Below are 13492 nucleotides of genomic sequence, written 5' to 3' on the forward strand. Positions count from 1 at the left end.
CGATGGCGGAAAAATGTGAGCAGTGTAACCACGGAGACTTTGTCTTCCGTCAGGAGAAGATGTCATGAGCAAACTACTGGATCGCTTTCGCTACTTTAAGCAGAAAGGCGAGACCTTTGCCAACGGTCACGGACAGGTCTATGACAACAACCGTGATTGGGAAGATAGCTACCGTCAGCGCTGGCAGTTCGACAAAATCGTCCGCTCCACGCACGGCGTGAACTGTACAGGCTCATGCAGCTGGAAGATTTACGTCAAAAACGGCCTGGTCACCTGGGAAACCCAACAAACCGACTACCCTCGCACCCGCCCCGACCTGCCTAACCATGAACCGCGCGGCTGCCCTCGCGGTGCCAGCTACTCCTGGTATCTGTATAGCGCCAACCGTTTGAAGTACCCGCTGGCGCGCAGAAAGCTGATTGAACTGTGGCGTGAAGCGCTGGCGCAGAACCCCGACCCGGTACTGGCCTGGGATAGCATTATGCAAAGCCCGGAAAAGACCCGCGGCTACAAAGAGGCGCGCGGTAAAGGCGGTTTCGTTCGCTCCTCATGGAAAGAGCTTAACCAGCTGATTGCCGCCGCCAACGTCTGGACCATCAAAAACTTCGGCCCGGACCGCGTGGCGGGCTTCTCGCCGATTCCGGCGATGTCGATGGTCTCTTATGCCGCCGGGACCCGCTATCTGTCGCTGATTGGCGGCACCTGCCTGAGCTTCTACGACTGGTACTGCGACCTGCCACCAGCATCGCCGATGACCTGGGGCGAGCAGACTGATGTGCCGGAATCTGCCGACTGGTACAACTCCAGCTATATCATCGCCTGGGGTTCCAACGTGCCGCAGACCCGTACTCCGGATGCCCACTTCTTCACTGAAGTGCGCTACAAGGGCACCAAAACCGTCGCCATCACCCCTGACTTCTCCGAAGTCGCCAAGCTCAGCGACCAGTGGCTGGCGCCGAAACAAGGTACCGACAGCGCGCTGGCGATGGCCATGGGCCATGTGATTTTAAAAGCCTTCCACCTCGACAACCCTAGCGACTACTTTATCAACTACTGCCGTCGCTATACCGACATGCCGATGCTGGTGATGCTCGATAGTCGCGATGACGGTTCTTACACCGCAGGCCGCCTGCTACGCGCCGCCGATCTGGTCGATGGGCTCGGCGAAAGCAACAATCCAGAATGGAAAACCGTAGCCTATGACAGCAATGGCGAACTGGTGGCGCCTAACGGTTCGATTGGTTTCCGCTGGGGCGAGAAAGGCAAATGGAACCTGCAAACGCTGGCCGGGGGCAAAGAAGCTGAACTCACCCTTTCGCTGCTCGAGAATCGCGATACTGTGGTTGGCGTCGCGTTCCCTTACTTTGGCGGTAACGAAAACCCGCACTTCAGAAGCGTGAAGCAGGATCCGATTCTGGTGCGTCAGCTGCCGGCAAAACAGCTGACCTTTGCCGACGGCAGCAGCCGTCTGGTGGTGAGCGTCTACGATTTGGTACTGGCAAACTACGGCCTCGATCGCGGCCTGAATGATGACCTGGCGGCAAAAGGGTTCGACGAGGTCAAAGCCTATACCCCTGCCTGGGCCGAGCAGATTACCGGGGTTTCACGGCATAACATTGAGAAAATCGCGCTGGAGTTCGCCGATACCGCGCACAAAACGCACGGCCGGTCGATGATTATCCTCGGTGCCGGGGTCAACCACTGGTACCACATGGACATGAACTACCGCGGCATGATCAACATGCTGGTGTTCTGCGGCTGCGTCGGCCAAAGCGGCGGCGGCTGGGCGCACTATGTCGGCCAGGAAAAGCTGCGTCCGCAAACCGGTTGGTTACCGCTGGCCTTCGCGCTGGACTGGAATCGTCCGCCGCGCCAGATGAACAGCACCTCCTACTTCTACAACCACGCCAGCCAGTGGCGCTACGAAAAACTGACCGCCCAGGAATTGCTTTCCCCGTTGGCTAACCCGGATAACTATACCGGTCATCTGATCGACTTTAACGTCCGCGCCGAGCGTATGGGCTGGCTGCCTTCCGCGCCACAGCTTAACGTTAACCCGCTGACGGTGAAGGCCAAAGCCGAAGAATTGGGGATGACTCCGCAGGAGTACACCGTGCAGGCGCTGAAATCCGGCGATATCCGCATGGCCTGCGAACAGCCTGACAACGGTAAAAACCACCCGCGCAACATGTTTATCTGGCGCTCTAACCTGTTGGGTTCGTCCGGCAAGGGCCACGAATACATGCTGAAGTATCTGCTGGGTGCCGACAGCGGGATTCAGGGTGAGGATTTGGGCTCGACCGATGACGTCAAGCCGGAGGAAGTGGAATGGCAGACCGCGGCGCTGGAAGGCAAGCTCGACCTGCTGGTGACGCTGGATTTCCGCATGTCCAGTACCTGTCTGTTCTCCGATATCGTCCTGCCAACCGCCACCTGGTATGAAAAAGACGATATGAACACCTCGGATATGCATCCGTTTATCCACCCGCTCTCCGCCGCCGTTGACCCGGCATGGGAGTCAAAAAGCGACTGGGATATCTACAAAGGGATCGCCAAATCGTTCTCGGAAATCTGCCAGGGACATCTGGGCACCGAAACCGACGTGGTGTTACAGCCACTGCAGCACGACTCCCCGGCGGAGCTGGCGCAGCCGTTCGCCATTCAGGACTGGCGTAAAGGCGAGTGTGACCTGATTCCGGGTAAAACCGCGCCGAACATTATCGCCGTAGAGCGCGACTATCCGGCTACCTACGAGCGATTTACCTCCCTTGGCCCGCTGATGGATAAGCTCGGTAACGGCGGTAAAGGGATTGCGTGGAAAACCCAGACCGAAGTCGATTTCCTCGGCAAGCTCAACTACGTCAAGCTCGATGGCCCTGCGAAAGGCCGCCCGTGCATTGAGACCGCGATTGACGCCTCCGAAGTGATCCTCGCCCTCGCCCCGGAAACCAACGGCCAGGTGGCGGTAAGAGCCTGGGCCGCGCTGGGGGAATTTACCGGGCTCGACCATAAACATCTGGCGACCAACAAAGAAGACGAGAAAATCCGCTTCCGCGATATTCAGGCGCAGCCGCGTAAGATTATCTCCAGCCCCACCTGGTCGGGTCTGGAAGATGAGCACGTCTCCTATAACGCCGGTTACACCAACGTCCATGAGCTGATCCCATGGCGCACCGTCTCCGGACGTCAATCGCTGTATCAGGATCACCCGTGGATGCGCGATTTTGGCGAAAGCCTGGTGGCCTATCGCCCGCCGATTGATACCCGCAGCGTCAGCCATATGAACGAGATCCCGCCCAACGGTTTCCCGGAAAAAGCGCTCAACTTCCTGACGCCGCACCAGAAATGGGGCATTCACTCCACCTACAGCGAAAACCTGCTAATGCTGACGTTGTCGCGCGGTGGCCCTATCGTTTGGCTGAGCGAAACCGACGCCAAAGAGCTGGGCATTGCCGATAACGACTGGATTGAAGCGTTTAACGCCAACGGTGCGCTCACCGCCCGCGCGGTGGTCAGCCAGCGCGTGCCGCCGGGGATGACCATGATGTACCACGCCCAGGAACGCATTATGAATATTCCAGGCTCGGAGATAACCGGACGACGCGGCGGCATTCACAACTCGGTCACCCGTATTTGCCCGAAACCGACCCACATGATCGGCGGTTACGCGCAGCTGGCCTACAGCTTCAACTACTACGGAACGGTCGGTTCGAACCGTGATGAATTCATTATGATTCGCAAAATGAAGAACATTAATTGGCTGGATGATGAAGGCAATGATCAGGTTCAGGAGGCGTCAAAATGAAGATACGCTCACAGGTTGGAATGGTTTTAAACCTCGATAAATGCATCGGCTGCCACACCTGCTCCGTGACCTGTAAAAACGTCTGGAGCAGCCGTGAAGGGATGGAGTACGCCTGGTTTAACAACGTGGAAACCAAACCCGGCATCGGCTTTCCTAAAGACTGGGAAAATCAGGAAAAATGGCAAGGCGGCTGGGTGCGCGGCATTACCGGTAAGCTGACCCCGCGCATGGGCGGCCGCGTGAACGTGCTGGCTAAAATCTTCGCCAACCCGCTGATCCCCGGTATCGACGACTACTACGAGCCGTTTACCTACGACTATCAGCATTTGCACAACGCGCCGGAAGGCAAAAACCAGCCTACCGCCCGCCCGCGCTCGCTGATTAGCGGTCAGCGGATGAACAAAATCGAATGGGGCCCGAACTGGGAAGAATTGCTCGGCGGCGAGTTTGAAAAACGCGCCCACGACCAAAACTTCAACGCCATGCAAAAGGAGATGTACGGTCAATTCGAAAACACCTTCATGATGTACCTGCCGCGCTTGTGCGAACACTGTCTCAACCCAAGCTGTGTCGCCACCTGCCCGAGCGGCGCCATCTACAAGCGTGAAGAAGATGGCATTGTGCTGATCGATCAGGATAAATGCCGCGGCTGGCGGATGTGCATCAGCGGCTGTCCGTACAAAAAAATCTACTTCAACTGGAAAAGCGGTAAGTCAGAGAAATGCATTTTCTGCTATCCGCGTATTGAGTCCGGCCAACCGACGGTCTGTTCAGAAACCTGCGTCGGCCGCATTCGCTACCTCGGGGTGCTGCTGTACGATGCCGACCGCATTGAAGAAGCCGCCAGCACCGAGCGCGAAACCGATCTGTATGAACGCCAGTGCGATGTGTTCCTCAACCCGCACGATCCGGCGGTGATTGAAGAAGCGCTGAAACAGGGCATCACGCAAAACACCCTCGACGCTGCCCAGCGCTCGCCGGTGTACAAAATGGCGATGGACTGGAAGCTGGCCCTGCCGCTGCACCCGGAATATCGTACGTTGCCAATGGTCTGGTACGTCCCACCATTGTCACCAATTCAGTCCGTCGCCGACGCCGGCGGCCTGCCGAAATCTGACAGCATTCTGCCTGCGGTCGAAAGCCTGCGCATCCCGGTGCAGTATTTGGCCAACATGCTCAGCGCTGGCGACACGGGCCCGGTGCTGCGCGCCCTGAAACGCATGATGGCGATGCGCCACTACAAGCGTTCGCAGACGGTCGAAGGCGTCACCGATACCCGGGCGATTGAAGAAGTGGGCCTGAGCGTTGAGCAGGTCGAAGAGATGTACCGTTATCTGGCGATTGCTAACTACGAAGATCGCTTCGTGATCCCTACCAGCCACCGTGAAATGGCAGAAGATGCCTTCCCGGAGAAAAACGGCTGCGGCTTCACCTTCGGCGACGGCTGCCACGGGTCCGACACCAAGTTCAACCTGTTTAACAGCCATCGTATTGATGCCATCAACATCGGGGAGAAAGACTAATGCGGATCCTGAAAATCATCGGGCTGCTGCTGGAGTACCCCGATGAGCTCAGTTGGGAGAACAAAGACGAGCTGTTCTCCCTTATCGACAGCGATGCCCCGGCGCTGCGTCCCTTCCTCGAGCAGCATCTGGGCGTGGCGCTGCTCGATAAGCAGGCCGAATGGTGCGAAATCTTCGAGCGCGGCCGCGCCACCTCGCTGCTGCTGTTCGAGCACGTGCACGCCGAGTCGCGCGATCGCGGCCAGGCGATGGTCGAGCTGATGACCCAGTATGAACAGGTCGGTTTGCAGCTGGATTGCCGCGAGCTGCCTGACTATCTGCCGCTGTATCTCGAATATCTCAGCATTCTGCCCGAGGAGCAGGCGCGCGAAGGCTTGCAGAACGTGGCGCCGATTCTGGCGCTGCTCGGCGGGCGGTTGAAACAGCGCCAGGCACCTTGGTATCAGCTGTTCGATACCCTGCTGGCGTTGGCCAACACCTCATTATCAAGTGACAGTGTCACTAAACAGGTGGCGGGTGAAGCACGCGATGACACCCGCCAGGCGCTGGATGCGGTATGGGAAGAGGAGCAGGTGAAGTTTATCGAAGATAACGCCACCGCCTGCGACAGTTCCCCGCTGCAGAGCTATCAACGACGCTTTAGCCAGGACGTGGCGCCACAGTATGTGGACGTCCGTGCGGGAGGCCCGAAATGATACAGTACCTCAACGTCTTCTTTTACGATATTTACCCCTACCTGTGCGGCACGGTGTTTCTGTTGGGCAGCTGGCTGCGCTACGACTACGGGCAGTACACCTGGCGCGCCTCCTCAAGCCAAATGCTCGACAAACGTGGCATGGTGCTATGGTCAAACCTGTTCCACGTCGGCATTCTGGGGATCTTCTTTGGCCACTTCTTCGGCATGCTGACGCCGCACTGGGTCTATGAGTCCTGGCTGCCGCTGTCGCAGAAACAGCTGATGGCGATGATTCTCGGCGGCGCCTGCGGCGTGTTGACGCTGGTCGGCGGCGCGGGTCTGTTGATTCGTCGCCTCACCAACCCGCGCATTCGCGCTACGTCCAGCACCGCCGATATCCTGATCCTCAGCATTCTGTTGATTCAGTGCTGCCTTGGCCTCTCCACCATTCCGTTCTCCGCCCAGCATCCGGACGGCAGTGAAATGTTGAAACTGGTGAACTGGGCGCAGGCGGTGGTCACCTTCCACGGCGGCGCTTCGGCTCATCTCGATGGCGTGGCATGGGTTTATCGCGTGCATCTGGTGCTGGGGATGACCATATTCCTGCTGTTCCCGTTCACGCGTCTGGTTCACGTCTGGAGCGCGCCAATCGAATATCTGACCCGCCGTTATCAGGTAGTTCGTTCTCGTCGATAACCGTATTATTAAATAGCCGACCCGGCCGAGCACAGCGACGCCGGGTTTTTTATGCCACCAGAAAATTCTAAACGCTGACTCAACAACAATATTCTTTGTCTTCCTTAATTAAAATATCACGCTATATTACCCTCACGAAATGGATAACAACCAACGAGGTGAAGAAACACATCATTTACCGCCCTGTTCTCCTCACGGCGATAAATATCAGTCAGCACGGCCAATTTATTAATAATCTTGTTATGGCGAGGCTCCTGAACAAACATAAGTTATCGCCCTGGTGGTATCGAGAGAGACCATCGCAGGGAAATACAGGCATCCATCGAATCAAGGTGTTGCCAAGATAACTTCTGACGGTATAGACCGTACAGATACGTTGTTCAGTGCTAAAACCGGGACGTAGGGATTCTTCTCAGCTCTTCCAGTTTTGTTCGCCCTATAAGCGCGTTTTTCTATAGGGAATTTCCAATGTCACATATTCAAGCAACAGCACCGTTCTACCCAACCGAGCAGCACGCCAGCGATATTATCTCGAACTATATGTCCAGAGATTTTATTTCCCTGCCCGAACATCTGAATGTAAAAGAAGCGCGGGAGCTTTTTTTACAGATATTAAATGACGATCATTTCCCGTGCGCGGTATTTGTCGTCGACGGTGAAAACCTGCGCGGTATATTATCAACGCGCAAATTACTGCAAGCCGCCGATGATAATCAGCCACTGACGCAATTAATCACCACCACCCTATTTCACGTTGGCCCGCAGGATGCGAGATCCGTTGCCGCGAGCTTAATTGAAAAACACCATCTGACTCTGCTGCCGGTTATCGATAACGGTAAGCTTATCGGCTGCCTGAACGAAAAAGAGATCGCTCAGCTGCTTGAGGATGAAGTAACGGAAGATGCGCAGCTCCAGGGCGCCACCCTGCCGCTGGATAAACCGTATCTGGACATCAGTCCGGTGATGCTGTGGAAGAAACGCGCGGTGTGGCTGCTGCTGCTGTTTATCGCCGAAGCCTACACCAGCAGCGTGATTCAGCATTTCGAAGAGGCGCTGGAGTCGGCCATTGCGCTGGCCTTCTTTATCCCACTGCTGATTGGGACCGGCGGCAACAGCGGTACGCAGATAACCTCGACGCTGGTGCGCGCCATGGCGCTGGGCGAAGTCGGCCTGCGTGACCTTGGGCGGATTTTACGCAAAGAGATGTCGACGGCGGTGCTGGTGGCTATCACGCTCGGGACCGCCGGTTGTATCCGGGCATGGATGATGGGCATTGGCCCGGAAATCACCTTTATCGTCAGCCTGACGCTGGTGTGCGTCACGCTGTGGAGTGCGGTGGTGTCATCGGTCATTCCGCTGGTGATTAAGCGTTTGGGGATTGACCCGGCAGTGGTTTCCGCACCGTTTATCGCCACGCTGATTGACGGCACCGGGCTGATTATTTACTTCAAAATTGCCCAACATTTCTTAGGTTTGAACTAAGTCGTCATAACGCACGACATCTAGCCTAAAACAAACGTATCACCGGTTGCCGGAGAGATAACCTCCGGCAGCCACATTTTCCCCCACGCGCCGGTGCAGTGGCAGGCCATGATCTTATCGGGCTTAAGCGCCTGCAAGAAACGTCTCACCTGCCACAGTTCGCGCGGCAACGCGCTGCGCAGATGTAAACCGCCAATCAGCGCGTGAACGTGCTGGATGCCGGTGATGTTCTGGCAGTGGCGCACAATATTGATCAACCCGCGATGCCCACAGCCGGTGATTATCACCAAACCGCGATCCGACAGATAAATCAGCACGCCCTCATCGCTCACATAGTCCGTCGCCGCCGACTGCCCACCAAGCACCCCATAGGCCCGCGGTTTCTCTACCGCAATTTCTCCCGACCAGATAAAGCGATCGCTAATCTGCACCGGCGTGCGGCTGTACTCCACGCGGTGGCGCGAATAATCGATATCGAGGGAAAGTTTTTTGATTTTGCGCTGAAAGCCAGGAAGTGACAGCGCCGCGTAGCGTTCATGCCCGACGTCGGGGTGACAGATGATCCGGCTATTCTCCGCCAACCACGGTACGCCGCCGCAGTGATCGTAGTGGCCGTGGGAAAGCACCGTAGCGGTTAGATCGCTCAGATCCACACCCATCAGCGCCGCGTTGTGCAGGAAGCTGTCGTCGGGGCCGGTGTCGAACAAAATAGAGGTGCTGTCATCGTGGAGAAGCAGGCTAAGCCCGGCTTTTGCGCGCAGCGTTTCGTTAGCGCGGACGGCGCGGTGGTTTTCCAGCAGGACCTTAAGCGTGAGTGCCATGTGTTTTCTTCCCTGAACAATGAAACTCTGAGTCTAATCGGCGCGAGCAGGACGCACAGCGCCAATTAAGGGGATGTTACTTCCCGGCATCCGGATGGGTATCAAACGCCGCCATCACCGCCGCCAGTTCAGCGACGCTAAAGCCATGTTTTGGATCGTCAACGCCCAGCCCAAAGCGGCTTTGCAGCGCTTCATACAATGCTGGAACATCCGGGAAATCCACCTTCTCCACCACGTGGTTTTTATCCCAGTGGGTAAAATGGAAATTGGTGAGCGTCATTTTACCGCCGTCCGGCAGATGGCGGCACATCAACAGATGGTGACGGAAATGGGACTGCGGCCAGTGTGCCGACCAGAAGTTACCCATCACATAGTCGGAAGCATATTGACGGCCAAGATCGAAGTGGTACATCGACTGCCAATGGTCGTGATGGTTGAACTGTAGGATCCATTCCTGATTTTCATACAGCAGGCGGTAATCACCGTGCGGCGTGGTCTGCACAATGTCGGCCAATAGTTTGATTGGCGCAGTCAGCGTCTGGCCGCCAAAACCGACATCGGCAATCCAGCGTTCGCCGTCGGTCTCCACCAGCAACAAACGGTGGGTACGCGGCGGCATCTGCGGCGGATGCGCCAGCACCACGCGGCCCAGCAGACTGCGAACGTTAAAACCTATCTCGCGCAGCGCGCGCTCAAACAGGCCGTTTTGTTCAAAGCAATAACCGCCGCGACGAGCATTGACCAGCTTATCTTCCAGCGCCTGATCGTCGAGATGCATCTCGCGCGGCAGCAGCACATCAAGGTTTTCAAAGGGGATGGCGCCGTTATGATGAAGATGCAAACTGCGCAGCGTCTCGATTGAGACATCGGGGGTGCCCGTCCAACCCAGACGAGCGAAATAGGCGTTTAAAAAGCGGGTCATCAATGCCTCCAGCATTCTGTTTCCGTACTTTATAGCCTATTTTCGCCCCCGCATTGACTGTTTTGTGCGATCGGTTGAGCTAGCGTGTATTGCGCTGCATCAGCGCTAAGGCACTGAGCATTAACGCCAGTCCGACAAACAACGTCAGGCTGGCCATCGCCATGCCCTGTCCCACCGAACCCTGTTCAAACTGCCGCCAGATAAACACCGCCACGGTCTGTGTCCCGGCTGGAGCCAGCAGCAATGAGGTCACCAGCTCACGGGAAGCGACGGCAAAGACCATCAGCATTGCCGCCAGCAGCGCCGGAAACACCAGCGGCAACACAATCAGCCGCAGCGCCTGGAACGACGACGCCCCGTGAACCCGCGCCGCCGGTTCCAGATTGGTGCCCAATTGCCGTAGCGCACTGCCGACATAGCGCACCGGCCACGGCAGTAGCAGACAGCAATAAGAGAGCAGCAGCATAAACCACGTGTTATACGGCGACAGCGGCCAGAACGGCTGATTCCACAGCAAAATCAGCCCGACACCCACCACCACGCCGGGAAGCGCGGCGGGCATCAGCGACAGCGCATCGATAATCGCGCTGCCTTTGATCTTTTGCACCAATACCAACCAGGCCGCCACCAGCCCGAGCAGACCAACAATCAGCGCCGAGGCCAGCGCCAGCGATAAACTGGTGCCCAGCGCCGACAGCGCATCGCCCTGCTGGGCAAACAGCGCGCCAAAGTGATGCCAGGTAAAGTTATCGCCGCTCAGGCCGCCCGATAACGTGCTCATTAGGCTGGTCGCCACCATCGACGCCCCCGGCAGCAGCACCGCCAGCGCGCCAATCGTCGCCATCAGTAAGACGGCGGGCAGCGTCATCCAACCTAGCGCCGCCCCGCTGTTTTCACCCGGTTTGCCGGTGACGCTGGTCACTTCCGTATTGCCGGTAAGCCGCTTTTGCAGCCACCAGGCCAGCAGCGCCACGGTAATCAACAACACCGACAGCAGCGATGCGCCGGTGAGATCAATCGGCCAATCGGCGAGTTTTTTCTCAATGCCAACGGTCAACATCACCACCCCGGCCCGCGAGCCTAACGCCGCCGGCACACCGTACTCTTCAATCGCCAGCGTAAAGGCTAGCAGCATCCCGGCGGCCAACGCCGGAGAGAGCATTGGCAGCGTCACGTGCCAGAACGCCTGCCCGCTGTTCGCTCCGTGCACCCGGGCGACGGTCGCCAGCCGCTGCCCGCTCGCCAGCAGGCTGCGAGAGACCGCAAAGTAGACCACCGGGAAGATATTGAGCGTCATCACCAGCACAATACCCAAGCGACTAAACAGCAGATCGTTAAGATCCCAGCCGGTGAGCTGCTGCAGATAGCCGTTATGCTGGAGTACCAGCATCCACGACAGCGCGGCGATATAAGGCGGCGTGAGAAAAGGGATCAAAAACAGCAAATCCCACAGCTTAGGCAGCGGCAGGTTAAACAGCCCGCGCAGGACGCCGAGCGGCAGGCCGATTAACACGCTCACCAGCGCCACGCCACAGGCAATCCACAGCGTACCGCCGAGCATCGGCAGCAACTGCGGATCGTTTAGCAACGCGGATATTCCGCTAAACGGCGCACTCAGCGACCCGGCGCTAAAGTGTGGGAATATGGCTTGCAGGAGAATAAAGAAAAGCGGCAACGCCACCAGCACGACCAATGCGGCAAGCGTAGCGCTGGAAATAAGTTTTTGTTTCACCCGATTGTCCTTCGGTGACGAGAAGCCCGGCGGCCTTACGCCTGACCGGGCCACAAAGAGGAATTACTGACCGAACAAACCGTTGAAGCGGGACAGGACCGCGCTGCGCTCGCTGCTGCCATCGCTGGTGGTCGGCAGAATTTTCAGCTCGCCCAACAGCGGGCGTTTTGCCTGCACATCGCTGCGCGCGGGCATCAGCCACGCATCGGCCACCATCGCCTGGCCTTCTGGCGACAGCACGTAATCGACAAAAGCTTTCGCGTCATCCGCGTGCTGAGTGGTTTTGAGGATCATCATCGGACGCGGCGCAATCACCGTCCCGCTGGCCGGGAAAATCACCTTCAGCGATTCGCCCTGCGCAATATTGCCATAGGAGACATAGTCCACCGCGCCGAACACCGCCGCTTTCGCGCCCTGCATCACCGGCGTCACCGCTTGCGCATTCGGGCCGCTCACCACCATGCCATTCTTTTTCAGCGCCTCAAACAGCGTCCAGGCTTTGTCCCCTAACCCATTTTGTAACCCGATCAGCAAATCCAACGATGCGCCAGAAAGCGCCGGGTCTGGCGTGGTCACCTTATCTTTAAACGCCGCTTCGGTCAGATCGCGCCACTCTTTTGGTTCCGGGGTGCCGCTTTTACTGTTCCACACGATCCCTAACGCCGAAATTCCCTGCGCCACGTAGTCCGCCGATTTCAGCGCCGCCGGAACCTTATCAGCATTACCGCTCTGATACGGCAGCAGCCAGCCGCGGTGGTGTAAGTCTTCCGCCGTGTCCCACGATGCGGAGATCAGCACATCGGCCTGTGGATTGGCCTGTTCGGCCTCCAGACGCGCCATCACCTTGCCGGTGGTGGCCTGGAAAATATTCACCTTCACGCCGGTTTTCTTCTCGTAACCGCTGGCGAGACTTTTCGCCAGCGAACCTGGGCCCGCGGTATACACGGTCAGCGCATGGGCGCTGGAAATCATGGTGGCAGATAACATCATGGCAAGTGCAACGCCCTGTTTAATGGATTTCATACAAGTTCCCCTGAGGATGAAGCAACGGCGCGAACAGCAGCAATGCTGCCCGCAGAAAGATGCACAATGCGATCGGCTAACAGCTCGGCTTCGCGGCGATCGTGGGTGACGTAAACGGCGGTAATACCCAGCTGGCGCAGCAGGCGGCTCATCTCCACGCACAATGACTCGCGCAGTTCGCTATCGAGATTGGAGAGCGGTTCATCGAACAACAACACGCGCGGTTCAGCAACAATCGCTCGCGCCAGCGCCACCCGCTGCTGCTGGCCGCCGGAAAGCCCCGACGGTTTCCGCCCGCCAAAGTCCGCCAGCCCAACCATCGCCAGCGCCTCGTTGACTCGCCGTTCGCGTTCATCGCGCGGCACCTTGCGCATCCGTAGCGGAAACGCCACGTTCTGCGCCGCCGTCATATGCGGCCACAGCGCGTAATCCTGGAAAACCATGCCGATATCGCGCTGCTCCGGCGGCAATCCCCAGCCGGGTTTTGCCACCAGTCGATCGCCAAAGTGAATAGAGCCTTGCGCCGGGACGCTGAGCCCCGCCAGCAGGCGCAGCAACGTGCTTTTGCCGCAGCCGGATGGCCCCAGCAGTGCAACAATGCTGCCCGGTTCGATGTGCAAAGCGATGTTATCGAGTACGGTGGTAGCGCCGAAGGCAAAGGAGACGCCATCGAGCCGAATGCCGGTAAGCGCGCGCATTATCGTCCTCCCCATGGGAGTGGCGACAAGGCAGACACGCTCACCTGTGATAAAAACAGGGGAGCTAACATAGTGTTATCCTCTTTGGGACTTAGTGCAGGCGACTATAGGCAG

The 13492-nt window shown here is 57.7% G+C and carries 10 protein-coding genes and 1 riboswitch; of the genes, 5 read left to right on the plus strand and 5 right to left on the minus strand.

The genetic code is table 11. From position 1 onward, the window contains the following. Positions 1–64 precede the first annotated feature (64 nt). From LZ634_RS18185 to LZ634_RS18205, 5 genes are all read left to right on the plus strand, one after another. Positions 65–3805 carry a nitrate reductase subunit alpha gene (locus LZ634_RS18185; protein ID WP_234507706.1) on the plus strand — a complete coding sequence of 1247 codons (3741 nt, stop codon included), beginning with the start codon at positions 65–67 and terminating at the stop codon, positions 3803–3805. Beyond that, positions 3802–5328, plus strand: coding sequence for a nitrate reductase subunit beta (gene narH / locus LZ634_RS18190; RefSeq protein ID WP_234507708.1), 1527 nt, complete (start codon positions 3802–3804; stop codon positions 5326–5328). The genes LZ634_RS18185 and narH overlap by 4 nt, the downstream gene beginning before the upstream one ends. After that, positions 5328–6023 (plus strand): nitrate reductase molybdenum cofactor assembly chaperone, encoded by a 696-nt coding sequence (narW, locus tag LZ634_RS18195; protein WP_234507710.1) that lies wholly within the window; start codon positions 5328–5330, stop codon positions 6021–6023. The genes narH and narW overlap by 1 nt, the downstream gene beginning before the upstream one ends. Further along, the gene (gene narI / locus LZ634_RS18200) at positions 6020–6700 is read left to right on the plus strand and encodes a respiratory nitrate reductase subunit gamma (RefSeq protein ID WP_061279729.1); all 681 of its coding nucleotides are present in this window, start codon (positions 6020–6022) and stop codon (positions 6698–6700) included. Before narW ends, narI begins: the two co-directional genes overlap by 4 nt. Positions 6701–6929: 229 nt before the next feature. After that, a riboswitch (M-box (ykoK) riboswitch) is annotated at positions 6930–7112 on the plus strand. Positions 7113–7168: 56 nt separating this feature from the next. Further along, positions 7169–8182 (plus strand): magnesium transporter, encoded by a 1014-nt coding sequence (locus LZ634_RS18205; RefSeq protein ID WP_234507712.1) that lies wholly within the window; start codon positions 7169–7171, stop codon positions 8180–8182. 20 nt (positions 8183–8202) lie between these two features. Here LZ634_RS18205 and LZ634_RS18210 read toward each other — a convergent pair whose 3' ends face one another. The 5 genes from LZ634_RS18210 to LZ634_RS18230 all read right to left on the minus strand — a co-directional run bounded on the left by LZ634_RS18210 (position 8203) and on the right by LZ634_RS18230 (position 13381). Then, the gene (locus tag LZ634_RS18210; RefSeq protein WP_234507714.1) at positions 8203–9003 is read right to left on the minus strand and encodes an MBL fold metallo-hydrolase; all 801 of its coding nucleotides are present in this window, start codon (positions 9001–9003) and stop codon (positions 8203–8205) included. A gap of 76 nt (positions 9004–9079) precedes the next feature. Further along, positions 9080–9925, minus strand: a complete 846-nt coding sequence (gene nhoA, locus LZ634_RS18215; protein WP_234507716.1) for an N-hydroxyarylamine O-acetyltransferase — start codon at positions 9923–9925, stop codon at positions 9080–9082. 79 nt (positions 9926–10004) lie between these two features. Next, the gene (locus LZ634_RS18220) at positions 10005–11657 is read right to left on the minus strand and encodes an ABC transporter permease (RefSeq protein WP_234507717.1); all 1653 of its coding nucleotides are present in this window, start codon (positions 11655–11657) and stop codon (positions 10005–10007) included. Between the two features lie 63 nt (positions 11658–11720). Continuing rightward, positions 11721–12680: an ABC transporter substrate-binding protein gene (locus LZ634_RS18225; RefSeq protein ID WP_234507719.1), complete on the minus strand. Its 960-nt coding sequence runs from the start codon at positions 12678–12680 to the stop codon at positions 11721–11723. Then, complete coding sequence (locus LZ634_RS18230; RefSeq protein WP_234507772.1) at positions 12677–13381, minus strand: ABC transporter ATP-binding protein; 705 nt, start codon at positions 13379–13381, stop codon at positions 12677–12679. Before LZ634_RS18230 ends, LZ634_RS18225 begins: the two co-directional genes overlap by 4 nt. Between the last annotated feature and the right edge of the window lie 111 nt (positions 13382–13492).

The organism is Kluyvera intermedia (genome assembly GCF_021440345.1).
In the GTDB taxonomy this organism is placed as follows: Bacteria; Pseudomonadota; Gammaproteobacteria; order Enterobacterales; family Enterobacteriaceae; genus Kluyvera; species Kluyvera intermedia_A.